19 protein-coding genes are annotated in these 22,720 nt (G+C 67.9%); 10 read left to right on the top strand and 9 right to left on the bottom strand.

Features of this window, described 5'->3' with window-relative positions; genetic code table 11:
* Positions 1-440: 440 nt before the first annotated feature.
* Genes LZ199_RS07060 through ligA form a run of 3 tightly spaced genes read right to left on the bottom strand, consistent with a single transcriptional unit; the run spans position 441 to position 3,205 of the window.
* A complete protein-coding gene (locus LZ199_RS07060; protein WP_141645932.1) occupies positions 441-884 on the bottom strand; it encodes a DUF3052 family protein in 444 nt (147 codons plus the stop codon).
* The gene (locus LZ199_RS07055; protein ID WP_253992871.1) at positions 881-1,168 is read right to left on the bottom strand and encodes an acylphosphatase; all 288 of its coding nucleotides are present in this window, start codon (positions 1,166-1,168) and stop codon (positions 881-883) included. The genes LZ199_RS07060 and LZ199_RS07055 overlap by 4 nt, the downstream gene beginning before the upstream one ends.
* Before the next feature lie 12 nt (positions 1,169-1,180).
* On the bottom strand, positions 1,181-3,205 hold the full coding sequence (gene ligA, locus LZ199_RS07050; RefSeq protein WP_253992870.1) for an NAD-dependent DNA ligase LigA: 2,025 nt from the start codon (positions 3,203-3,205) through the stop codon (positions 1,181-1,183).
* A gap of 573 nt (positions 3,206-3,778) precedes the next feature.
* Here ligA and rho point away from each other — a divergent pair.
* From rho to LZ199_RS07035, 3 genes are read left to right on the top strand one after another with little or no spacing between them, the layout of a single operon-like run.
* A complete protein-coding gene (gene rho / locus LZ199_RS07045) occupies positions 3,779-5,404 on the top strand; it encodes a transcription termination factor Rho (protein ID WP_253992869.1) in 1,626 nt (541 codons plus the stop codon).
* 23 nt (positions 5,405-5,427) lie between these two features.
* Complete coding sequence (locus tag LZ199_RS07040) at positions 5,428-5,745, top strand: hypothetical protein (protein ID WP_253992868.1); 318 nt, start codon at positions 5,428-5,430, stop codon at positions 5,743-5,745.
* Positions 5,746-5,803: 58 nt separating this feature from the next.
* Positions 5,804-6,304 (top strand): tetratricopeptide repeat protein, encoded by a 501-nt coding sequence (locus LZ199_RS07035; protein ID WP_253992867.1) that lies wholly within the window; start codon positions 5,804-5,806, stop codon positions 6,302-6,304.
* A gap of 149 nt (positions 6,305-6,453) precedes the next feature.
* Here LZ199_RS07035 and LZ199_RS07030 read toward each other — a convergent pair whose 3' ends face one another.
* Entirely contained in the window at positions 6,454-7,689 is a 1,236-nt protein-coding gene (locus tag LZ199_RS07030; RefSeq protein ID WP_253992866.1) for an AI-2E family transporter, read from the bottom strand.
* A 220-nt stretch (positions 7,690-7,909) separates the two neighbouring features.
* On the opposite strand from LZ199_RS07030, the gene LZ199_RS07025 reads away from it, so the two are divergent.
* The 4 genes from LZ199_RS07025 (at position 7,910) to LZ199_RS07010 (ending at position 15,124) form a co-directional block, all read left to right on the top strand.
* Positions 7,910-8,464: a GIY-YIG nuclease family protein gene (locus LZ199_RS07025; protein WP_253992865.1), complete on the top strand. Its 555-nt coding sequence runs from the start codon at positions 7,910-7,912 to the stop codon at positions 8,462-8,464.
* A gap of 176 nt (positions 8,465-8,640) precedes the next feature.
* Positions 8,641-9,888 (top strand): DUF6361 family protein, encoded by a 1,248-nt coding sequence (locus tag LZ199_RS07020; protein WP_253992864.1) that lies wholly within the window; start codon positions 8,641-8,643, stop codon positions 9,886-9,888.
* On the top strand, positions 9,885-11,681 hold the full coding sequence (locus tag LZ199_RS07015; RefSeq protein ID WP_253992863.1) for a phospholipase D family protein: 1,797 nt from the start codon (positions 9,885-9,887) through the stop codon (positions 11,679-11,681). The genes LZ199_RS07020 and LZ199_RS07015 overlap by 4 nt, the downstream gene beginning before the upstream one ends.
* On the top strand, positions 11,678-15,124 hold the full coding sequence (locus tag LZ199_RS07010) for a DEAD/DEAH box helicase family protein (RefSeq protein WP_253992862.1): 3,447 nt from the start codon (positions 11,678-11,680) through the stop codon (positions 15,122-15,124). The genes LZ199_RS07015 and LZ199_RS07010 overlap by 4 nt, the downstream gene beginning before the upstream one ends.
* A gap of 18 nt (positions 15,125-15,142) precedes the next feature.
* Here the strand turns inward: LZ199_RS07010 and LZ199_RS07005 are convergent, their stop codons facing one another.
* The 4 genes from LZ199_RS07005 to LZ199_RS06990 all read right to left on the bottom strand — a co-directional run bounded on the left by LZ199_RS07005 (position 15,143) and on the right by LZ199_RS06990 (position 17,754).
* Entirely contained in the window at positions 15,143-15,601 is a 459-nt protein-coding gene (locus tag LZ199_RS07005) for a hypothetical protein (RefSeq protein WP_253992861.1), read from the bottom strand.
* Positions 15,602-15,615: 14 nt separating this feature from the next.
* Complete coding sequence (locus LZ199_RS07000) at positions 15,616-16,407, bottom strand: lipase family alpha/beta hydrolase (protein ID WP_253992860.1); 792 nt, start codon at positions 16,405-16,407, stop codon at positions 15,616-15,618.
* Between the two features lie 105 nt (positions 16,408-16,512).
* Positions 16,513-16,998 carry a hypothetical protein gene (locus LZ199_RS06995; protein ID WP_253992859.1) on the bottom strand — a complete coding sequence of 162 codons (486 nt, stop codon included), beginning with the start codon at positions 16,996-16,998 and terminating at the stop codon, positions 16,513-16,515.
* Between the two features lie 18 nt (positions 16,999-17,016).
* Complete coding sequence (locus tag LZ199_RS06990) at positions 17,017-17,754, bottom strand: glutamine amidotransferase (protein ID WP_253992984.1); 738 nt, start codon at positions 17,752-17,754, stop codon at positions 17,017-17,019.
* Positions 17,755-17,860: 106 nt separating this feature from the next.
* Between LZ199_RS06990 and LZ199_RS06985 the strand changes: the two genes are divergently transcribed.
* From LZ199_RS06985 to LZ199_RS06975, 3 genes are read left to right on the top strand one after another with little or no spacing between them, the layout of a single operon-like run.
* Entirely contained in the window at positions 17,861-19,351 is a 1,491-nt protein-coding gene (locus LZ199_RS06985) for an aldehyde dehydrogenase family protein (protein WP_163865242.1), read from the top strand.
* 31 nt (positions 19,352-19,382) lie between these two features.
* Entirely contained in the window at positions 19,383-20,849 is a 1,467-nt protein-coding gene (locus tag LZ199_RS06980) for a glutamine synthetase family protein (RefSeq protein ID WP_253992858.1), read from the top strand.
* Positions 20,850-20,872: 23 nt separating this feature from the next.
* Positions 20,873-22,057 carry an iron-containing alcohol dehydrogenase gene (locus LZ199_RS06975; RefSeq protein ID WP_253992857.1) on the top strand — a complete coding sequence of 395 codons (1,185 nt, stop codon included), beginning with the start codon at positions 20,873-20,875 and terminating at the stop codon, positions 22,055-22,057.
* Positions 22,058-22,106: 49 nt separating this feature from the next.
* Here LZ199_RS06975 and LZ199_RS06970 read toward each other — a convergent pair whose 3' ends face one another.
* On the bottom strand, positions 22,107-22,703 hold the full coding sequence (locus LZ199_RS06970) for a hypothetical protein (protein ID WP_253992856.1): 597 nt from the start codon (positions 22,701-22,703) through the stop codon (positions 22,107-22,109).
* Positions 22,704-22,720 lie beyond the last annotated feature (17 nt).

Genomic DNA, 22,720 nt, shown 5'->3' with positions numbered 1-22,720 from the left:
GTCAGGACGGCCTTCCCGGTCTGTCCGGGTACGGCTCGCATCACGCTGTCGAGGGCCAAGGGGACCACCGCCTGCTCCTCCGAATTTAGTCGCTCCGCTTTGCGACCGGCACCCTGCCGGGCGGAGCCTTGTCTTCAACCGCGTTCGAGGTCCTCCACCACGCGCGTGCCGCCCGCTCCTTCCTTCCACACCCGGTCGGTGCCCTTCAGTGGGCCACCTTGGGGGGGCGACTGGAGCCCCGGCGCAGCCGACGCGCCCGGAGGTATCCGGGAACGCAACCCGTCAAAAATTCACGACTGGGCGTGACCTTCGCCAATGCGGAGTGTCACACAAGCGCCCAGAAACACGGGGAGTTTTTCACGCCCCCGGCACACGTGTAAAGCCGAGAAACGGCATCCATCCACTGTCGGGCAGATGCCGGATGCCTCCCTGGCGGGTTCTCAGGCCTGGGCGGGGGCCTGCTTGCCGCCCGACGGCTTGTCCAATCGCCCGCGCGGCCGGCGCACCAGCCTCAGGCCCGTCCACGTCGAGTCGATGACGCAAATCTTGTTGTCGACCAGGCCGATATCCAGCGCCGCCTGGCGCACGAAGTCCTCGGAGAGGTTCGTCTTCACGCCCTCGCCGCCGGGCCAGCAGACCCAGATGCCCCCGGTCAGGGCCATGGCGCGCGCCAGCGCGGGCAGCCGCTGCACCAGCTCCTGGGCGTCCTGGGAGAAGAAGAGGATGACATCCAGGCCCGTCACCGCCGTAATCAGGAACTCCACCCCGTCCGGCAGCGGATTGAGCTTCTGCACGAAGCCGCGCGGCGGGTTGATGACGGAGACCTTGGAACCGGCCCGGATGCCCAGCATGGCCGGCAGGGATGCCAGCGCGTAGGGCGTCATGATGTGCGCTCCACGATGAAGTGACTGTACTCGCCGGTGGCCTCGGCGTCCGTGCGCGCGACGCTGTCGACTCGCGCCTGGGCCGGACCCCGGTGACACCAGCGGATGAATTCTTCCATCATTCCCGGCTCACCCTCCACCACCGCTTCCACGGAGCCGTCCGGGCGGTTGCGCACCCAGCCCACCAGGCCCAGGCGCGTGGCCTCCACACGGGCGCTCTCCCGGAAGAAGACGCCCTGCACCTTGCCCTGGATGCGCAGCGTGGTCCGCCGCGTGCCGCTCATGGACTGAAAGCCTCACCCTCTGGCGTCCGTCTGCAACAGCTGCAGGAACGCTTGCTCGTCCAGGATTCTTACCCCGAGTTCCTGGGCCTTCTTCAGCTTGCTGCCGGCATCGTCCCCGGCCACCACGAAATCGGTCTTGCGCGAGACACTTCCGGCCACCTTCCCACCCCGACGCTCCACCTCCTCCTTGGCCTGGTCCCGATTCATACCCGTCATCGAGCCGGTGAGCACCACCGTCTTTCCGACGAAGGGGCCGCCGGTGCTGACCTGAGGCGGGGCGGGGGAGACCCCGGCGTTGAGCAGGGCGAGGATGGCCTCCCGGTTCTGGGGCTCCTGGAAGAAGGCGTGGATGACCTGGGCCATGACGGGGCCCACGTCCTTGACCCGGCTGATGTCCTCCAAGGACGCCTTGAAGAGCTGGTGCACGTCCGGGAAGCCCTCGGCGAGCGCCTTGGCCGTCGCGTCGCCCACGTGGCGGATGCCCAGCGCGTAGAGGAAGCGGCGCTGGGTGGTGCCCTTGGAGTGCTCCAGGGACTCCAGCAGGTTGTCCGCGCTCTTGTCGCCCATGCGCTCCAGCGTCAGGAGCTTCTGCTTGGTGAGCGCGTACAGGTCCGCGAAGGTCTTCACCGTGCCGGTGGCCACCAGCTGCGCGGCCAGCTTGTCGCCCAGGCCCTCGATATCCATGGCGATGCGGCTGGCGAAGTGGCGGATCTTCTCCACCAGCTGCGCGGGGCAGGACGCGCCGGTGCAGCGGATGACCGCGCCGTCCTCGTCCTTCACCGCGGCGGCTCCGCAGACGGGGCAGTGCTTGGGGAACTCGAAGGGCTGGGAGCTCTCCGGGCGCTTGGAGAGCACCGTGGAGACAATCTCTGGAATCACGTCGCCCGCGCGGCGCACGAAGACGGTGTCGCCCTTGCGCACGTCCTTGCGGCGCAGCTCGTCCTCGTTGTGCAGCGTGGCGCGCGCCACCATGACGCCGCCCACCTTCACGGGCTTCAGGTGCGCCACGGGGGTGAGCGCGCCAGTGCGGCCCACCTGGATGCCGATATCGAGCACCTCCGTGGACTCCTCCTCCGGAGGGAACTTGTAGGCCACCGCCCAGCGGGGGCTCTTGGAGACCTGGCCCAGGCGCTTGCGCTGGTCCTCGTCATCCACCTTCACCACCATGCCGTCCACCTCGAAGGGCAGCTCATGGCGGCCCTTCAAGGAGGCGTCATAGGCCTGGCGCACGCCGTCGATGCCCTCCGCGCGCACGTAGCGGTTGATGGGCAGCCCCAGCGACTTCAGGTACTCCAGCTTCTCGATGTGGGACTTGAACGCGGGCACGCCCTCGGTGGGGACGCACTCGTAAAGATAGACGGAGAGGGGGCGCGCGGCCGTCTCCTTCGGGTCCAACTGGCGCAGGCTTCCGGCCGCCGCGTTGCGAGGGTTGGCGAAGAGCGGCTCACCTTCCTCCTCGCGCTTCTCGTTGAGCTTCTGGAAGTCCGCCTTGCGGATGAAGACCTCGCCGCGCACCTCCAGCACCGCGGGCACCTTCACGCCGTCCAGCGGGAACAGCTCCATGGGCAGGCTGCGGATGGTGCGCAGGTTGCCCGTGACGTCCTCGCCCGTGGTGCCGTCGCCGCGCGTGGCGCCCTGGACGAAGATGCCCTTCTCGAAGCGCAGGGCGATGGCGAGCCCGTCCAGCTTGGGCTCGCACACGTAGGTGACGGCAGGCTGGCCGAGCAGCTTGCGCACGCGCTCGTCGAACTCCACCAGGCCCTCGTCCTCGAAGAGGTTGGCGAGCGAGAGCATGGGGACGCGGTGGACCACCTGGCCGAACTCGTCGGCCGCCTTGCCGCCCACGCGCTGGGTGGGCGAGTCCGGCGTCTGCAGGGAGGGGTGCTGCTCCTCCAGCCCCTGCAGCTCGCGCATCAGCGTGTCGTACTGGATGTCGCTGATCTCCGGCGAGTCGAGCACGTAGTAGCGGTGGTTGTGGTGGGCCAGCTCACGACGGAGCTCGCGGGCTCGTGCTTCGGCGGTCTTGAAGTCGTCCACGGTGGGCGGTCCTTACCCCAAATCGCCCCCAGCGAGGGCGTGTCCAGTGCCGTGCAATCTAGAGCGTCCCCCCGACATCGCGTCGAGCCCGCTGTCGGACGTCGGACCGGGGGGTTCGCATACGCCCTGGGACGTAGGCTGGGAATCGCGCGGTGGGTGAGGGCGCGTCCCGAGTCGTGGTGCGGGGCTGCCCGGGACACCGGAGGCCCGGGCTCACGGACCGCGAAGCGACCTTCCGGGTCCTGGTCCCCGGGTCCGAAGTGTCCCTGGTGACGGTGGAAATGTCTGACGTCGGGCTCATGTTGCTCATGAGGAAGCGTCCGCGCCAAAGCCCCGCAAGATGCCTTGACAGGCCAGGAGGGGGTCAATAACGTCCCCGCGCGGTTCATTGGCGCAGGAGTTTCGACGGCGCCATCTCTTCCCCAAACCACCGGCCCGCGCCCGCGCAGTCCCGTTCAGGGATTCCGGTACGGCTGTCCTCCTGGAAGGTGCTTCCGAGGCCGCGCGGAATCTCCCCCGGCAATCGAGCGTCCGAGTCCTCGGGCACCCCACCAATCCCCAAGCGTTCCAGACATGCGCAAAGCCCGTACTTCGAGAGAGAAGGCCTCCGACGTCGTTGTTCCCGTCGAGGCCGACGACAAGCCCCGTCGCAAGCGCGCGGCGGCGAAGACCGCCGAAAGGGAAGATACCGAGAAGCCCTCCCGCACCCGTCGCCCCCGTCGCGACGAGGAAGTCAGCGCGGAGCCGGAGGCCGAGGTGAGCGCCGAGCCGCCCCGTCCGGTCCTGACCCCCATTTCCCGTCCCGTCCGCGACGACGACATCCAGGAGGCGCGTCTCTCCTCTGGAGAGGACGATTCGCCGGCGGCCACGCTGCCTCCCGCGCCGGAGGTCCCGGACGCGCCCGCAATCACGGAAGTCAGCCGCGACGGCGCGCCGATGCAGGTCATCAAGCTCAATGACCTGAAGCGGATGAAGATCACGGACCTGTCCAAGATGGCCCACGACGTGGGCATCGAGAACTACCAGGGTCTGAAGAAGCAGGACCTCATCTTCGCGCTGCTCGGCGGCATCGCCGACAAGCGCTTCGAGGTCCACGCCGAAGGCGTGATGGAGATGCTCAGCGACGGCTTCGGCTTCCTGCGCAGCTCCGACAGCGACTACCAGCCCAGCCCGGACGACATCTACGTGTCTCCGTCGCAGGTGCGCCGGTTCAACCTGCGCCCTGGCGACACGGTGACGGGCCCCATCCGCCAGCCCCGCGAGGGCGAGCGCTTCTTCGCGCTCCAGAAGGTGGACAAGGTCAACTTCACGGACCCGATGTCGGACGCGGCGCGCGAGCGCATCCTGTTCGACAACCTCACGCCGCTGTATCCGACGCGCAAGCTCAAGCTGGAGCACGAGTCGTCGGAGATGACCACGCGCATCATCGACATGTTCTGCCCCATCGGTCTGGGACAGCGCTGCCTCATCGTCGCGCCTCCGAAGGCCGGCAAGACGGTGCTGCTGCAGAACATCGCGCACGCCATCAGCCGCAACCACCCGGACGTGTACCTCATCGTGCTGCTCGTGGATGAGCGCCCGGAAGAAGTCACGGACATGGAGCGCAGCGTGCGGGGTGAAGTCGTGTCCTCCACCTTCGACGAGCCCGCCACGCGGCACGTGCAGGTGGCGGAGATGGTCATCGACAAGGCCAAGCGCCTGGTCGAGCAGAAGTACGACGTCTGCATCCTGCTCGACTCGATTACGCGTCTGGCGCGCGCCTACAACACGGTGGTGCCCGCGTCCGGAAAGATTCTCTCCGGCGGCGTGGACGCCAACGCGCTGCACAAGCCCAAGCGCTTCTTCGGCGCCGCGCGCAACATCGAGGAGGGCGGCTCGCTGACCATCATCGGCACCGCGCTCATCGACACCGGCAGCCGCATGGACGAAGTCATCTTCGAGGAGTTCAAGGGCACGGGTAACTCCGAAATCGTCCTGGACCGGAAGCTGATGGAGAAGCGCATCTTCCCGACGCTGGACATCAACAAATCCGGCACGCGCAAGGAGGAATTGCTCTTGTCTCCGGGCGACCTCGTGCGCATCACTGCGCTGCGCCAGGTGCTGCACCCGTTCACGCCCATCGACGCGATGGAGTTCGTGCTCAAGCACATGCGTCCGACGCCGACGAACGCTGACTTCCTCGGCTCGATGAACCGGTAGGTCCAACACCTCTCGGAGGGTCCATGTCCCGTTCCATGTTCGTCCGTCTGTTTCCCCTGCTCATCGGGGTGTCACTCGGAGGTGGACTGGGATGCGACGTGGACTCCCTGGGGCCGCCTGATGAAGACGCGCCCCCGGTGCTGTCGAACAAGACCTGCTACTCGGATGACGACTGTGTCGCCAACGCCTGTTGCGGGGATGGCACCGCGGTCACCCACGTGGACGAGGGCCCGAACTGTCGCGGTGTGAGGTGCACGGGCGAGTGCCCGGAAGGCTCCATCGACTGCGGGCGCTGCATCCCCTTCTGCCGTGGAGCCCGCTGCGACGCCGCCTGTCAGTGAGGTGACTTGCGCTGCCTCGTGGCTTTCGTGGCTCCACGGGGGCTGCGAAGCTGGGGCGGTGACGACGACCGAGCTGGAGTGGGAGCGGCGCATCGCGGAGCTGTGGGCCTCTTTCGATGGCCAGGCTCCGGGTGACTTTCTCGCACGTGTCGAGGCGCTGTCTGCGGAGCTGCCCGTGGGGCATCCGCGCGCGCTGTTCGAGCGGGCGTCGGCCCACGACTCGCTGGGGCAGGAGGCACAGGCCGCGCCGCTGTATCGACAGGCCCTGGCCTCGGGGCTGAGTGGCGGGCTTCGGCGCCAGGCCGTGATTCAGCTGGCCAGCACGCTGCGCAATCTGGGCGAAGTCGAGGAGAGTGTCGCGCTCCTCATGGCCGAGCGGGCCACCGGGTCCGACGCGCTTGATGATGCCGTGTCCGCGTTCCTCGCGCTGTCGCTCGTGGATGCGGGGCGCGAGAGGGAGGCGGTGGGGCTGGCTCTCGGGGCGCTGGCGCGTCACCTGCCTCGCTACAGCCGCTCGCTCGCGAACTACGCCAAGGCGCTTGGGGGCCGTGCTCCGTAGTCGTCTCGCGTGGGGGGGGGCGAAGGCACTTCCTCCTGCGCGGTGGACTCGAAGGGGCGCTCGTCGCGGATGAGCAGGCACGGGCCGTGTGTCGGGGTCCTCGCCTGTGTCTGGCTCGGGTCCACCCGGGCTCGTGCCTGCTGGAGCGCTCAGGCCGCTGGCGTCTGTTGTCCTGTGGTGGAGGACGGCTGCTCGGAAGCGGAGAGCGTCACCACCGACTGCGGCTGCGCCTTGAGGCGGGCGTAGTCGAAGCAGGCCACGAGGATGGCGGTGATGGGCACGGCGAAGAGCGCGCCCACGAGGCCGAAGAGGCGCTCTCCCGCGATGAGGGAGAAGGCGACGATGACCGGGTGGATGCGCGCGGCCTGTCCCATGATTTTGGGATTGAGGAAGTACGCCTCCACCGCGTGGATGCCGATGATCCACACCAGGATGGCCAGGCCCTTCTTGAAGCCGTCCGCCATCGCGATGAGGACGATGGGCACCGAGCTGAGGATGGTGCCGAAGATGGGGATGAGGCTGAAGAACGTGGCGATGGTGGCCAGCAGGAAGGCGAACTTCACGCCGAAGAGCAGCAGGCCCACGAAGGTCAGCGCGCCGTTGACGACGCAGATGGTGACCTGTCCGCGCACCACGCCGGACAGGGAGCGGTCGATGCGCTCGGCGAGCTGCTTCGCGTCGTGGGCGTACTCGGCGGGGACCAGGGTGCCGCAGTACCGACGGATGGCATGACCGTCGATGGAGAAGAAGGCCGCCACCATCAGCACGAAGAACAGCGTGAAGACGCCCGCGGCCACTCCCGCGATGATGCTGCGGGACACGCTGACGATGTCGCCCAGGTTCTCCTGCACCAGCGACGAGACGCGCTTCACCGCGTCACTCAGCAACTGCTCCAGGTCCAGCGCCAGGCTGAAGTGTCCGCCGCCCGCCGCGTCCGCGCCCTCCAGCGCCCGGTTGGAGAGGGCGACGGGGATGCCGTAGTCGCTGAGCCACGTCTCGCCGCGCTGGGCGAGCACCTGCACCTGCTCGGGCGTGAGCGTGTTGGCCAGCGCCATCGTGTCGCGGCTGACGCGGGCCATCTCGCGGTAGAGTTGTGGCACCAGGGCCACCAGGAAGAGGTACACGCCGACGAAGAAGCCCGCGTAGATGAGCAGGATGGCCGCCCAGTGGGGGACTTTGCGTCCGGCGACCTGCAGCCGGGTGATGCGCGCCACGAGCGGCTGCACCAGGTACGCGATGAGCGCCGCGCCCGCGAAGGGCATCACCACCGAGCGGAACGTCACCAGGGCCGCCGCCACGACGAGCCAGAGGGCTCCGAGGATGAGCAGGCGTTTGCGTCGGTCGGTGGTGGGAGTCGGAGTCGGGGTGTCCAGGGGCTGCAACATGCCTCGGGCTTACGGCAGCGCCCGCGCGCTGACAAGGCCCGGTGCCCCAGGTTCTCGTTTGCCCTCGGGGCCCGGGGCCTGCCCGTTCCGAGGCGGTGGAAAGTTCGAGGTCCCAGCTTTCCGAGGGATGGGGCCGCTCACGCCTGCTTGCTGCACCTGACTTCGAGCCCGGTTTTCAAGCAGACTTGAGGGAGTTTTCCGCTGGCTCAGGAGGGGCGTGGTGGCGGGCAAGACGATCAAGTTGTTCTTCGTGGATGGGGACCCCAGTGGTCTGCGGGTGGCGGACGTCATGAACTGGGCGGGTATCGCCCTGGCCATTCCCCGCAACCACCTCCCACAGTTCAAGGCACGCAAGGAGGCGGCGCGCCCGGGGGTGTACGTGCTGCTCGGGGATGACCCGGACGTGGTGGGGGAGGTTCGCGGCTACATCGGTGAGGCCGAAGCCCTCGGTCAGCGGCTCGCTCAGCATGCTCGGGACTCCGCGAAGGAGTGGTGGACGGAGGCGGTGGTCTTCACGTCGAAGGACGGCAACCTCACGAAGGCCCACGCGAAGCATCTGGAACTCGCGTTGCACAAGCTCGCCAGCGAAGCCGCTCGGGTCAATCTGACGAATGGCACTGCTCCTTCGGGCGCCGCGCTCCCCGAGTCGGACCTGGCTGACATGGAGGGCTTCCTCGAATACGTGCGGCTCACGCTTCCTCCGCTGTCGGGACGTGCGTGGCGGCTGCCGGATGGGACGAGCCTGGGCGCCGTTGAGGCCGCTGAACTCGAATAGCTGACGCGACCCACCCGGGGTGCGGCGCACCCCTTGGTGAAGTCCATGGCCTGCATTCCTTTCATCGCAGGGCCTCCGTTAGGCTTCGCGCAATGAGCGAGAGCAGGGAACCTCCACAAATGCATTCTCGAATCGCATGTCGAGACCGTGCGCATTCCATGGCGGGTCGCTGAGTCATGGGCGCGATTCAGGTCAGTTGGTTGGATTTGTCGTCGGAGCAGATGGCGGAAGCCCGAGCCCACCTCCAAGGCGCCAAGGACGAGGGCGTCGTCGACGAGCTGGGGTTCGGTGTCTTGCAGGGCGCCATCGCGGATGTGCTCTACCCGGGCGTCAACACCATCATGACCCGCGCGCGGTACTTCTATTTCATCCCCGCGCTTCTGGATCGACTGGAGCGGGACTTCTCGCGCGGTGATTTCGCGCGCAAGGCGCGTGAACGACAGGCCTCCCTGAGCCAGGTGCTCAAGGTGAGCGAACCCCTGCTGGGGAGTGGAGTCATTGGCCGCGACAGTGGCGCCGCGCTTCAACGCATGCCCTCCAACATCTACTGGACCGGCATGCGCAAGCTGGGCCTCTTCCTGCATCCCCTGTCGGAGTCCGCCTACCAACTTCAGGTCATGGAGGGGCGCCTCGCGCGAAAGGTCGTCAAGGACGACGACCACTCCGCTCACCCCGGCGGAGATGATGCGCCTTTCTGGGATGTGGCACGTCCTCCCCCTGAGTTCCTGGACGAAGACGGAAACGTTCTTGCGTCGACGACGTTCCAGCTCACCCGTCGGGAGGCGAAAGACCTCGCACGGCGGTTCACGCTTCAGCGAGAGGAGGCGCTGAATCACGGCTCCCTCCTGCCGGTGCTGATTGATGAGCCCAGCGGCGCCGACTTCGCATGGCCCTGGGATGTGCCCGTACCTGAGTCGGGGCTGGCCCGGCTCCTCGATGAAGCGAAGTGCTTGAGCGCCTTGGCCAGGGGCATGGGGCTTCTCTACGTGGCACTGCTGCTCGAGAAGCGCCAGTCGGAAGGACTCGAGGTCCCCGACCTCGACCTGCCCGAGTTCTGCGAGGAGTGGCTCGGCACCGTGCGCCCAGGCTTCGAAGCCTGGGACTTCACCGCGGCGATGGCCCATCCCGTCATCTGCCGGGGACGTCGTCCTCATGATGAGCGCGAACTGGGAGAGTTCCTCAAGCGTTGCCTGGGAGTGTCGAGCGGTGCCGCGCTCCTTCGCGACCCGGTCGCTCGTGATGTGGTGTCTCGACGCGAGCGCCGCATCAAACGCTACAAGTCACGACTGCAGTCGGTGAGGCAGCTCAAGGAATGGCGTCCCCCTACGTCCGCCGGGCTGGCGTCCCCCTATGAGCTGAGCTTCAGGCATCGCACCGGCAAGCAGATGGCGTGGGACATCCGTGAAGGGCTGGGGCGCTCATGACGCTCGACCCTCAACGGAGGCAGAACCTGCTGGCCTGGCTTCAGCCTCCCGCGGGCTACCGGCTCGAAGCGGGAGTTGGCACCGCTTTCAGTGCATCTCTCGATGTCGTCGCCGCCGCCGTGCTCGCGCTCGTCGGCGAGGACCACGAACCCGGCGCCGTCCCGGGAGTCTCGCTCGCGTATGCGGTCTCCCGGCTGCAGCGGCGCTTCCGGCTCTTCGTGAACCAGGGTGGTCTGCTCATCCCCTCCCAGGGTGGAAACAGGATGGCCGCGCTGTTTGACGGCTTCGTGCGTCCCGTGGTCCTCCCTGCCGGAGCTTTTCACCCCAAGGTCTGGGTGCTTCGCTTCCGCGCGCGCGAGACCCCGGAGATGCACGGCGCGGCTGACCGCTTCCGTGTCGTCTGTTCGAGTCGCAATCTCACCGACGCACGCTGTTGGGAGCTCGGTGCGATGCTGGAGGGAGAGCAGGCGCGGGCGGCAGGGGTGAAGGCCCTGGGCGGTGACCTGTCGGCGTTTTTCCGGCAACTGATCCGGATGGACTCCGAAGCGTCCCCGTCTGTGCGCGCGCTCTGTGACGTCCTGTCAGAGGTCCAGTTCGAAACGGACGAAAACGTGCGTCTGCGCTGGCAATGGCCTGGCGTCGCCCATGCTCGTTCTCTCATGCCGGAGCTTCCGGACGCTCCCGCTCGTGCGCTCGTCCTGTCTCCGTTCCTTCGCGCGTCGGTCATCACCCGGCTTGCTCGCGCCGGACAACTGACGCTGGTCTCCTCCCAGGGGGAGCTGGATGCGCTCCCCGACGCCGCTCACAAATCGCTGAAGCCCCACCGCGTCTTCGTGCTCGAGGACTTCGACGCCGAGGGCCCGTTGGGTGGAGACCTCCACGCGAAGCTCTATGCCTTCGAGGATGAGACGGCGTTCACCCTGCTTGGGTCCGCGAATGCCACGGGGCCTGGATGGGGAGAGGGGCCCATCACGAACGTGGAGGCGATGCTCCGCATGGAGCCCGGCCTTCCCCTGGCGCGGGTGCTGCGTGAAGTGGTGGAGGACAAGCGAGGGATTCACCCCTGGCTTCATGTGTACGAGCGCAGGTCCGTCCCGGAGGATGCGGATTCGCGGGCAAAGCTCCTGCTCGACCAGTTCGGACGCCTCGTGGGCTCGCTTCAGCTCAGCGCGACCTATGATGCGGAGGCACGTCGCCTGAGCCTGCGACTGGCGCAGCCGGAGCGACTCACGGACCTGCCAGATGGCCTGCGCTTGGAACTGGCCCCCTACGCGCTTGCGGGTTCGGGGCTGGCGTCAGCGTGGTGTGAAATCTCCGCTCAGGTGTCCGAGGTCCACTTCCCGGACGTGGACCTCACCCAGGTCGGGGCCTTCGTGCTCCTCAGGGCCTGTCACGTGGAGTCGGGCACGGAACGCGTCTTTGGATTGCAGGTCGTGGCGTCGGACCTGGCCCGGTTTCGCGAAGGTCGTGACGATGCACTGCTTCGCCAGGCGCTCTCGTCCGCCGAGCCCACGGCGCTGTTGTTGCGGTTGTTGGGACAAACCGGTTCGGGGTTGAGCGCTTCCTCTCGCGCGGGCTCGGGCAAGAAGGGTGGGGGCGCGGATTCATCCGCGTTGTTCGAAGTGATGTCCGTCGAAAGGGTGTTGGAGGCCTGTACGGACGACCCGGGGCGGGTGCTCGAGGTGGAGTCCTGTCTGCGCACCTTCGGCCCGCTGCTCGACCCGGCGTTCCTTCAGTTCTGGGAGCACTTCCGTCGAGCTTTCTCGGATGACCGACGCGAGGTGGAGACGTGAAGAAGCTGGCGCACTTCCAGGAGGCGGCGGTCGAGCGCATCTTCGAGCGGCTCACGGCCCGGGAGGGCTCGCGACGCTTCCTGCTCGCGGATGAGGTGGGGCTGGGGAAGACCATCATCGCCCGGGGCGTCATCGAGCGGTTTCTCGAGCGAAACCCGAACCTCAATGTCGTCTATCTCTGCTCCAACGCGGAGATTGGTGAGCAGAATCGGGAGAAGCTCGCACCGGGGGCTGCGAGAGCCGTGCGTCGTGTGACGGAGCTGGCGCGCACGCGGGGTGGTTCACGCGGAGGGCTGCGCCTCTACACGTTCACGCCCGGTACTTCATTGAGTGAAGGCACCGGCATGAAGTGGGAGCGGCAGCTGCTGCTCTATCTCCTGCACCGCACGCTTCGCTCCCCCGCGCACCTGGAGCGTTGGCGCGAATTCTTTCGCTGTGGGGCGCAGGGCGACGACTGGCAGCAGGAGACGCGCCCACGCGTGCTCGTCGAAGCGCATCGAGGCCAGGTTCCCCTCGAACTCCAGAGTCGGTTGAGGAACCGCTGGAGGTCCGAGCAGCTCGAGCTCGACGAGCTCGCCGACCTGGGGCGCTTCACGCTCGCGGACGTACTCGCGACCGAAGTGGAAAGGTTCAGGCGCGGGGGCGGTGACACCCTTGAGGGACGTCGACGCCGGAACGTGGTTGTCGCGCGCCTGCGGGGTGGGCTTCAGCGCGAGGCGCTCGCGTACCTCAAGCCGGACCTGCTCATCCTGGACGAGGTCCAGCGGTTCCGCGAGGTGCTGAAGATGGAGCACGACCCCTCGAGCGTCGCACGGCCCCTGTTCGAGCGCCGGGACTGTCCGACGCTGGTGCTGTCCGCGACACCCTATCGGCTCCTCACCCTGTCGCATGAAGAGACAGAGGGCGGGGGGCACTATGAGGACTTCCTCGACACCATCGCGTTCCTACAGCGGCTTAAGGCCGGTGAGCGGCCGGTCGCGCTTCAAGAGAAGCTGGGGCGGTTCGCCGAGCGGCTCGCTTCGGGCGCGTTCCTCAAAGGGCCGGACGATGAACTCCGCCGACACAAGGACGCGGTCCAGGAGGAGTTGCGGCAGGTCGTCAGTCGCACCGAACGCAACTGGTACATCGAAGGAGTCGCCAAGGGAGTGCAGGAGGTCCTTCCCGAGGCAGGCGCGGTAGAGGCGGAGGAGATTGCGGACTATCTGCGCCTGCGGCGCTTCCTGCTCGACAAGGCACAGTCTTCCTTCCACATCACCGACTATTGGAAGTCGGCTCCCGCGGTCCTGACCTTCCTCGATGCACGCTATGCCGTACAGCGGCACGCTCTCGAGGCGGCAGGGCTGACGCCGGGCCTCATCGTCCCCAGGCGCAAGCTCCACACCCTGACGGAGCGAAGCGGCCGCTTGCGCACGCTGGCCCGACGCGTGTTCGACCCGGCCCTGGGCCCTCCGAGCGACTACCTCTGGACGGCTCCCGCCTTTCGTTACTGGCGAGGGGGCCTGTTCGAGCAACATGAGGGGCCGCGCAAGTTCCTCGTCTTCTCGCACTGGCGCTTTGCTCCCAAGGCCCTCTCCATCCTGCTCAGCGCGCGGTTCGAGAAGGACCTCAAGGTTCCTGAAGATGCTCGTCCTCCGTTGCGCTTCGCGGAGGGCGCGCGAGGCGTCTTCACCGTCTGCCTCCCCTCGCCGACCCTCGCCAGGGCTGTCAATCTGGCGGAGCTCGCGGCGAAGGGGCCCTTGTCCGGACCTGAAGCGGTGCTCGTCCCCGCGCGGGAGGCGCTGCGAGAGCTTCTCTCGAAACACCAGGTAGAGGTCGCTGAGTCCGGGCCCCATCGGCTCTGGCAGGTGGTAGCGAGGCTGGAGTCCTCTGGGGCGGGGAGTCCCCGATTCCGTGAGGCGTTCGAGGGGCTCGGGTCCTTGGATGGAGAGGATGGGGAGGCGCTCGACTCGCTGGAAGGCATCCGCGATGAATTCATCGCCTGGATGGATGAGTCCGGTCCACTTCGCATCTCGGAGCGGACCTTTGAAAGGTTGGTGCACGCCGCGTGTTTTTCTCCGGCCGTCTCGCTCGCACGTGCGCTCGACAGCATCGGTCGACTGGACATGGCGCTCGATGCCGGGCTGCTGCGGTTGTGCTTCGGACCGCTTCGCCGGTACTTCAACCGGCCGCTGGTGCAGGCGGTCATCGACCGGGCTTCGGACGAGCGCTTCTATCCCGACCGGGTGCTGGCCTATGCGCAGCGAGGACACCTCCAGGCGGTCCTGGATGAGTATGTCTATCTGCTCGACGAGCAATCAGGGGACAAGCTGGACGACCTGCTCGGCGTGCTGGAGCGGGTGTTCACCCTCTCCCGGGGCTCCCCGACCATCAATGCGACGACGCGTCGTGGGCGCGATGGGCTGGAGCGCATCAGCAAAGACCCCGAGGTGGTGCCCACCCAGTTCGCGGTGGCGTTCGGAGACGAGCGCGGCGAGGACGAGGATGCAGGAGGCACGTCGCGGAAGACGTCGCTCCGAGTGGCGTTCAATTCACCGTTCTGGCCCTTCGTGCTGGCCACGACGTCGGTGGGCCAGGAGGGACTCGACTTTCATCTCTATTGTCAGGACATCGTTCACTGGAACCTGCCCTCGAATCCCGTAGACCTCGAGCAGCGAGAAGGGCGCATCAACCGGAGGAGTTCCCTCGCGGTGCGCCGAAGCATCGCCGGAGATTGGCCGCTGGAACGTGTCTGGGAGCGCGTGGGGTGGAGGAGGGAGGAGCGCAACGTATGGCTCCGGGTATTCAAGGCGGTCGAAGCCGCGGAGACGCCCGAACACAACCGGCATGGCCTGTTTCCCCATTGGATCTACGCCTCGCGCCGGCAAGCCCACCAGCCACTGCGTCGACACCTGGTGTTCCCCTCGGTGAGCGAGGATGCGGCGCGCTACTCCCGGCTCAAGGTGCAGTTGTCGCTCTATCGCCTCGTGTTCGGACAGCCCCGACAGGCCGACCTCTTGGAGCGGCTGAAAGGGCAGCTCGAGGAGGCCGATGCCGCCACGCGTGAGGAGCTGCTCAAGCATCTGCCGCGCTACATGATCAACCTCTCACCTGTCAGGCAGGAACAGGCGGAACGGCAGGCGGAAGCGGAGGTGTCGAGAATCCTCCAGCAAGGGGCGGGAGCGGTGCGGCAGCTCGTGACGTCGGTCCAGCAGATCGCGCACGAGCACTCCCTGGCCCTGTCTCCCGTGAGCCCCGAACTCGAAGAGTTGCTGAAGGTGGTTGCCGAAGAGGGAGGCCGGGTCTCGGAGCAGGCTGCCAGCGCGCGGTTGACGCACGCCCTCGTGGCCCTGGCATACCTCCGGAACCCCTATGATGCGGATTTCGACTTCCAGGGGGAGTTCGGGTTCCAGGACGATATCGAGGTCATCCGCAAGCGCCACCAGCAGATGCGCTCTTCGCGCTGAATCGACGAACCCGACTGCTCACGCCTGGGCGCCCTGGGCGAGCCGGAGCTTCGTCTCCAGCTTGTCCAGGCAGACCTGCATCTGCTTGCGCTTCACGCGGCCCTCGGTGGCTTCTCCCAGGGTCAGCATCTGCTCGGTGAGCCACCGGGCGAGGAACAGCAGGGCCAACCGGTCATCCGGCCCAAGCCCTCGCTCCAGGTAGCGCTTGTTGCGCATGTAGTCGTCGAACGCGTCCGTCTCGTGCGCCAGCTCCCACCGCGTCAGCCTCAACGCCTCCGTGTAGACGGCCGGCGCGGGACGCGGGCGCGGCTCGGTGAACAGGGGCGCGAAGTGGCCTCCCGTGTCCAGGTCCACCTCCTCCAGCGGCGGCGGCCACTTCTGGAGGTCCTGCGCGAGCAGCTTTGCCACCTCCTCCACGAAGTGGTCCATGAGCGGCACGGGCTTCAGGTCGAAGAGGCGGTCCCAGCGCGAGGGCATGTTCCCTCTCTACCTCAAGAGGCGGACGGCGACACCGCGCGCAGCTCCCGCGCGCACTCGCCATAGCCGGCGCTCAGCTCGCGTCGGATGACCTCGTAGACGGACCGCCGGGTGAGCAGCGCCCCGTGCCCCACGTTGGACAGCTCGTGGTTGAACACGTTCGGCTGGCCCTCCACGTCCAGCCGCGCCGACGCCCACGGCGTCACCTCGTCCACCTTCGAGTAGACCGACGTCAGCCGCACGTTCCTCGGAAACGCCCCGGTGCGCAGCTGCTTCAGAAACGGCGACACGGGCGTGAGCTGCCACATGCTGCGACTGAACCACCCGAGCGTCGCGCAGCCCAGGTACGCCAGCCGCGAGCCCTGGTGCGGCGTCCCCAGGGTGATGAGGTTCTGCACCCGCGCATCTCCGCCCAGGCGCTTCACGTAATACATCCCGATGAGGCCGCCCTTCGAGTGGCCGACGATGCTCAGCGGCCCCATGTGCGGATAGCGCGCGTACATGCGCTCCACCTTCTCCCGCACCTTCTGCGCCAGCGCGTCGATGCCACACGTGTTGTACCGGTCCAACGCACCGCCCAGGTGGATGGACCAGACGGAGTAGCCGTCACGCCGCAGCCGCTGCTCCAGCACCTCGAACACGCGGCGCGTGCTGAAGAAGCCGTAGAGCAACAGCACCGGCCGGGGGCACTGCGTGAAGTCCGTCTTCCGGACGATGTGGTGGGGCCTCGTGTCCAGGTGCAGACAGGCCGCGAGGTTTCGCAGCTGTCGTGTCCACCGGCGGTAGTGCGGAACGAGAGGATTCATGGCGCACTCGGTCGGCGCGCGGAGCGCCGTCCGGACACAACCTGTGAATCACGGCCTCGTTCCGCCGGGCTCGCGCGGGGGCCTCACCCCACGAACGCGTGCTGCTCAACGTCCGGCGTCGGACCTGCCCGGCCCAGCGTCCGGAAGTCCACCATCCACGGTGCCTCCGTCCGTCCCACCATCGCCCGTCCCCGTCACGCAGCACGTCGGCACCTTCGCGAAGTACAGCGCCGCCTGGGAGCAGAACGCTCGGATGTCGCGGCGGTGTGCCCCGCAGCCGGTGACGAAGCGGTCGCCCTCGCAGACGGGCTCGGGCGCCGTCGCGGGGTCACACGCCGTCAGGCTCCGCGCGCACACCGCCCGCGAGCGATAGAAGCGCGAGTCGCTCCGGTCCCCAGGAACGACGGCGCAGGTGGTGCCCTGGTCGCACTCCTGGAAGATGGCGCCGGTGGAGCAGGGGCCCACCGTGCAGGCCGTCTCGCAGTTGAGCGCCTCCGAGTCCTCACAGCGGGGAGCCTGGGAGCACGGGTCTCCGTCCGAGCAGGCGGAGACGAGGAGGGCGAGCAGGAGCGACGTCAGGATGCGCGGCAAGGGAGGCCTCGGCGGGGGTCAGGTGAAGCGCTCCAGGAAGTTCATCAGGATTCGCCGCCCAGCGGGAGTGGGTGCCAGGCCCGCGAGCAGCCTTGGCACCTGCTCACCGGGCGCGATTCCCCGCGCCACCGCCTCCTGCTCCAGTCCCTCGCGTCGCGCGTGGATGACGGCGCGCAGCGCGTCCGGCGCCGCCTCCGGGTGGAACTGCACGCCCCGGACCTTGGGACGGAAGGCGAGTGCCTGCGCGGCCGTGTTGGCGTTTCCCGCGAGCACCGTCGCGCCTTGGGGCACCTGGGCGACGATGTCCTCGTGCGTGGCCTGGGCGGCGAAGACCTCCGGCACGCCGTCGAACAGCGCGTCCCGACGCCCCTCCTCGGTGAGCCTCACCTCCACCGTGCCCGTCTCCCGGCCCAGCGGATTTCGCGCCACCTGTCCACCGTACGCCCGCGCGAGCAACTGATGACCAAAGCACACTCCCAACACCGGCGTGCCCTGCTCCCCGGCCTCCACCATGAAGTCCGCGACGCGCTCCATCCACGGCTCCAGCCGCGTCACTGACAGAGGAGAACCCGTCATCATCACCGCGTCGTACGCATGCGCGTCCCGTGGCAACGGGGCGTCGCGGTGCACCGGGAGGATGTCGAAGCGATGGCCCTCCAGTCCGATGGTGCCCAGGAACCACTGCTCGTAATCACCCACACTGAGGCGCACGGATTCGGCGGCCTCGCCGGCTTTCAGCAACAAGACGTTCTTCACCACCGCAGGTTGCCGCGTCTGGACGTCATTCCTACCCTGTCGTGCCACCTGTGTTCGCTCCTGGCCAATCTGTCTGGAACGCCCCCGTGCGCCCCGAGGAATCCCCATGCTAGACGCCCGCTCGCTCTCCCCCCGGCTGCCCGTCCTGCAACTGCTCATCGACGGGCAGGGCGTGGACCCCGTCGAAGGGGGTTTTCTCCCGGTGGTGAATCCCGCCACGGGTGAGAAGGTGTGCGACGTACCCAGCGCCACCGCCGCCGACGTGGACCGCGCGGTGAAAGCCGCCCGTCGCGCCTTCGAGTCCGGCCCGTGGAGCAAGATGTCCGCCCGCGAGCGCGGCAAGCTCATCCGCAAGCTCGCCGACCTGCTGTGGCAGCGCCGCGAGGAGTTCGCGCTCGTCGAGTCGCTCAACAACGGCAAGACGTTCCGCGACGCCGTCCGAGGCGACGTGGCCCCGGGCGCCGGCACGCTCGCGTACTTCGCGGACTGGGCGGACAAGATTCACGGCGAGGTGCTCCCGGTGGACGGCCCCTTCCACACCTACGTGCTCAAGGAGCCGGTGGGCGTGGTGGGCCTCATCGTCCCGTGGAACTACCCCACCTGCATCCTCTGCTGGAAGCTGGGGCCCGCGCTCGCCGCCGGCTGCACCGTGGTGGTGAAGCCCTCCGAGATGACGCCGCTGACGGCGATGAAGCTGGGCGCGCTCGCGCTCGAGGCGGGCTTCCCGCCCGGCGTCCTCAACGTCGTCACCGGCTACGGAGACCCCGCGGGCGAGGCGCTCGCGCGGCACCCGGACGTGGACAAGATTTCCTTCACCGGCTCCGGCCGCACCGCGCGCCGGCTGATGCAGGCGTCGGCGGGCAGCAACCTCAAGAAGCTGACGCTGGAGCTGGGCGGCAAGAGCCCCCAGGTCATCTTCTCCGACGCGGACCTGGAGCGCGCCGTGGAGGCGTGCTTCTGGGGCATCTTCGGCAACAAGGGGGAGACGTGCAACGCGGGCAGCCGCGTGCTCGTGCAGGAGGGCATCTACGACGACTTCGTGGGGAAGCTGGCCGAGCGCGCGCGCAAGCTGCGCGTCGGTGACCCGTTGGACCCGTCCACGGAGATGGGCGCGCAGGTGAGCCAGAAGCAGCTCGACACCATCCTCGGCTATGTCGAGAGCGGTCGTCAGCAGGGCGCGAAGCTTTTGGCCGGTGGTGAGCGCGACACGGAGAGCATCAAGGCGAAGGGCTACTTCATGCGGCCCACCATCTTCGGCGACGTGAAGCCGGACATGAAGATCGCCCAGGAGGAGATTTTCGGCCCGGTGCTCAGCTGCCTGCGCTTCCGCGATGACGCGCACGCGCTGGAGCTGGCCAACGGCACGCTCTACGGCCTGGCCGCCTCGCTGTGGACTCGCGACGTGGCGAAGGCGCACGCGCTGGCTCGCAAGGTGAAAAGCGGCGTGGTGTGGATCAACTGCTTCAACGAGTTCGACGATGCCGCGCCGTTCGGCGGCTACAAGGAGTCCGGCTGGGGCCGTGATTTGTCGCACCACGCGCTGGAAGGCTACCTCCAGTGCAAGGCGGTGTGGACGCGGCTGCCGACGGACACCTGAGCACTCCCTCACCCCAGGAAGGAAGGTCCCGATGCCGACCCGTCCCAAGGCGAAGGTTCTCACGCATCCGACCGTGGCCCGCCGGGCCCGCGCCAAGGAGCGCGGAGGCCCCGTGCGCGGCGGCGCCGTGCCCCGGGACTCGGGCGGCACCGACACGCTCAAGCGCTGGCTCGACGAAAACGGCGTGAAGAAGGTGAAGGTCGGCGCCATCGACATCGACGGTGTCTGGCGCGGCAAGTACATCTCCCTGGAGAAGTTCCTCAGCGCCGCCAAGGGTGGCCTGGGCTTCTGCGACGTCGTCTTCGGCTGGGACTTGGGCGACGAGCTGCTCGACAACACCCAGGTGACGGGCTGGCACACCGGCTACCCGGATGCGCACGCGACGGTGGATGTGACGACGGGGCGGGTGATTCCGTGGGAGCCCGACACCGCGGCCTTCCTGCTCGACTTCGTCAACCCGGACGGCACGCCCTTCGAGGCCAGTCCCCGGCAGCTGCTCCAGAAAATCGCCGCGCGCGCGAGGGAGCAGGGCTACCTGCCTCGCTTCGGCGCCGAGTACGAGTTCTTCATCTTCAAGGAGCAGCCGGACACGCTGAAGCAGAAGGGCTTCCAGGACCTCACGCCGCTGACGCCCGGCATGTTCGGCTACTCGTGGCTGCGCACGTCGCAGAACGCGCCGCTGGTGCACGCGCTCATCGACGGGTGCAACGGCTTCGGCCTCAACATCGAGGGCTTCCACACCGAGACGGGGCCCGGCGTCTTCGAGGCCGCCATCCGCTACGACGACGTGGAGCGCTCGGCGGACAAGGCGGCCCTCTTCAAGACGGTGGTGAAGGAGCTGTGCTCGCGCCAGGGCCTCACCGCGTGCTTCATGGCCAAGGTGAACGCGAAGCTGCCGGGGTGCTCGGGGCACGTGCACCAGTCCCTCTGGGACCTGAAGGGCGAGCACAACCTCTTCCACGAGGAAGGCGCGCCGCACGGCATGAGCCGCCTCATGCGCCACTACATCGGCGGGCAGATAGCGCTGATGCCGGAGCTGACGGCGCTCTACTGGCCCACCATCAACAGCTACAAGCGCAGCGTGGAGAACACCTGGGCGCCCACCACCGCGGCGTGGGGTCTGGAGAACCGCACCTGCGCCGTGCGCGTCATCGGTGAGAACGCCAAGGCGATGCGGATTGAGTACCGCCAGCTCGGCGCGGACATGAACGCGTACATCGGCATGGCCGTGAGCATGGCCGCGGGCCTGTGGGGCATCGAGAACGAAGTCGAGCCGCCGCCCGCGTGCAACTCCAACGCTTACGCGTCCCACGAGGCCGCGGCGCTGCCGCGCAACCTGAGGGACGCCGTGGCCCTGCTCAAGCAGAGCGAGCGCGCCCGGGAAATCCTGGGCGAGGGCTTCGTGGACCACTTCGTGCGCACGCGCGAGTGGGAGGTGCGCCAGTACGAGCGCGCCGTCACCAGCTGGGAGTTGGAGCGCTACCTGGAGCTCATCTGATGAGCCCGAGGGAGGAACCCGCGATGAAGCCGTTCGACATTCCCGCTGAGCCCCGTATCACCGAGATGGCGTGGCCCACCCGCATCGTCCTGGGCGCCGGCGCGCTCCAGCGACTGCCCGCCCAGGCTCAGCGCTTGAACATGAAGCGCCCGCTGCTGGTGACGGACGCGGGCGTGGTGAAGGCGGGGCTCGCCTCCCGCGTGCTTGAGGTGCTGAAGACGGCGGGCTTGGAGTGCGCCGTCTTCGACGGCGTGGAGCCCAACCCCACCGAGAAGGACGTCTTCGCGGGCCTGGAGACCTATCGCCACCACAAGTGCGACGGGCTCATCGCCCTGGGCGGCGGCAGCGCGCTGGACGCGGGCAAGCTGGTGCAGTTGCTCACCACCCACGAGCCTCCGCTCAGCCGCTACGACGACGCCAAGGGCGGCGACCAGTACGTGAAGGACGACCTGCCTCCGCTCATCGCCATCCCGACGACGGCGGGTACGGGCTCGGAGGTGGGCCGCTCCGGCGTGGTGACGCTGGCGGACACGGGGCGCAAGACGGTGATTTTCAGCCCGGCCCTGCTGCCTCGCGCCGCCATCGTCGACCCGGAGCTGACGCTGGGGCTTCCTCCCGGCGTCACCGCAGCCACGGGCATGGATGCCTTCACGCACTGCCTGGAGGCGTACCTGGCCAATGGCTTCCACCCGCTGGCGGACGCGGTGGCCATCGACGGCATCCAGCGCGTGAGTCGCTCGCTGGTGACGGCGGTGCGCGAGGGCAAGGACCTGGCGGCGCGCACGGACATGATGATTGCGGCGATGCAGGGCGCCATGGCCTTCCAGAAGGGCCTGGGCGCGTGCCACGCGCTGGCGCATGCGCTGACGCCCATCGCCGGCGTGCACCATGGCCTGGCCAACGCCGTCGTGCTGCCCGTGGTGATGGAGTTCAACCGCGCCTCCAGCACGACGCGGCTGGCGCGCGTGGCCGTGGCGATGGGCGACACCACCAACGCCCGGGAGGACGTGCTCGCGAGCAACGCCATCGACCGGGTGCGCAAGCTCAACGCGGCCATCGGCATCCCCGCGCGGCTTCGCGACGTGGGCGTCAAGGAAGAGGACCTGCCGAGAATCGCCGACAAGGCCTTCCTGGACGCCTCGCACCTGAGCAACCCGCGCAAGGTGACGGAGGCCGACCTGCTGGCCATGGCCCGCGAGGCCTGGTGACGCGGCTTCGTCCCGGGGGAGGCGAGCGCCTCCCTCGGGGATGACGGACTCAGGTGCCTTCGTCCGAGGCCGCCGGCAGTGCGCCGGTGGTGCCGCCGTCTCCGAGCACCGTGGCGCCCAGGTCCGTGTCGCTCGCGGAAGCAGGGCCCCCGTCGGTGACTTCGCCGTGCGAGCCCACCACCGCGCCGGTCATCTCCGCGGCGCCTTCCTCGGGCGAGAAGTCCAGCGTCTCCACGTAGACGCGTCCGGGCAGGCGCAGGTCCATCGCGTTGATGCGGTCCTGGCCGCGCAAGTCATAGAGCTGCTGCGCGACGGGGCCCGCGGGGATGCGGTCGTCGGAGAAGAAGATGTAGACCTTCACCTTTCCTTCCTGCGTGGGGACGCGGAAGCTGGTGTTGGCGACAGGCTTGTTCGAGTCGCAGCGGATGGAGCGGTTCTCCCGCGTCAGCGTGAGCTGGCGGATGACACCCTTCTGGGACACCGTGTAGAGCATGCAGTAGGGGAGCTGCCCGGCGGAGGGAATGACCTCCATCGTCGCGGGTCCCGTCTTGCGAATCTGCGCGCGTGTGGGCCGGTCGTCCTTGCCGCCGTTCTGACAACCCGCGCACAGCGCCGCCACCGTGAGCAACGTACTCCAGCGCTTCATGTGTCCCTCCTGAGGGG

It is taken from the genome of Myxococcus qinghaiensis, from assembly GCF_024198215.1.
GTDB classification, from domain to species: Bacteria; Myxococcota; Myxococcia; order Myxococcales; family Myxococcaceae; genus Myxococcus; species Myxococcus qinghaiensis.
This window is presented reverse-complemented; position numbering and strand designations above follow the sequence as displayed.

Coding starts and splice junctions, on each gene's coding strand:
- LZ199_RS07060 (WP_141645932.1), bottom strand. CDS start 884: ATGACGCCCTACGCGCTGGCATCCCTGCCGGCCATGCTGGGCATCCGG.
- LZ199_RS07055 (WP_253992871.1), bottom strand. CDS start 1,168: ATGAGCGGCACGCGGCGGACCACGCTGCGCATCCAGGGCAAGGTGCAG.
- rho (WP_253992869.1), top strand. CDS start 3,779: ATGCGCAAAGCCCGTACTTCGAGAGAGAAGGCCTCCGACGTCGTTGTT.
- LZ199_RS07040 (WP_253992868.1), top strand. CDS start 5,428: ATGTCCCGTTCCATGTTCGTCCGTCTGTTTCCCCTGCTCATCGGGGTG.
- LZ199_RS07030 (WP_253992866.1), bottom strand. CDS start 7,689: ATGTTGCAGCCCCTGGACACCCCGACTCCGACTCCCACCACCGACCGA.
- LZ199_RS07020 (WP_253992864.1), top strand. CDS start 8,641: ATGGGCGCGATTCAGGTCAGTTGGTTGGATTTGTCGTCGGAGCAGATG.
- LZ199_RS07015 (WP_253992863.1), top strand. CDS start 9,885: ATGACGCTCGACCCTCAACGGAGGCAGAACCTGCTGGCCTGGCTTCAG.
- LZ199_RS07005 (WP_253992861.1), bottom strand. CDS start 15,601: ATGCCCTCGCGCTGGGACCGCCTCTTCGACCTGAAGCCCGTGCCGCTC.
- LZ199_RS07000 (WP_253992860.1), bottom strand. CDS start 16,407: ATGAATCCTCTCGTTCCGCACTACCGCCGGTGGACACGACAGCTGCGA.
- LZ199_RS06985 (WP_163865242.1), top strand. CDS start 17,861: ATGCTAGACGCCCGCTCGCTCTCCCCCCGGCTGCCCGTCCTGCAACTG.
- LZ199_RS06980 (WP_253992858.1), top strand. CDS start 19,383: ATGCCGACCCGTCCCAAGGCGAAGGTTCTCACGCATCCGACCGTGGCC.
- LZ199_RS06975 (WP_253992857.1), top strand. CDS start 20,873: ATGAAGCCGTTCGACATTCCCGCTGAGCCCCGTATCACCGAGATGGCG.
- LZ199_RS06970 (WP_253992856.1), bottom strand. CDS start 22,703: ATGAAGCGCTGGAGTACGTTGCTCACGGTGGCGGCGCTGTGCGCGGGT.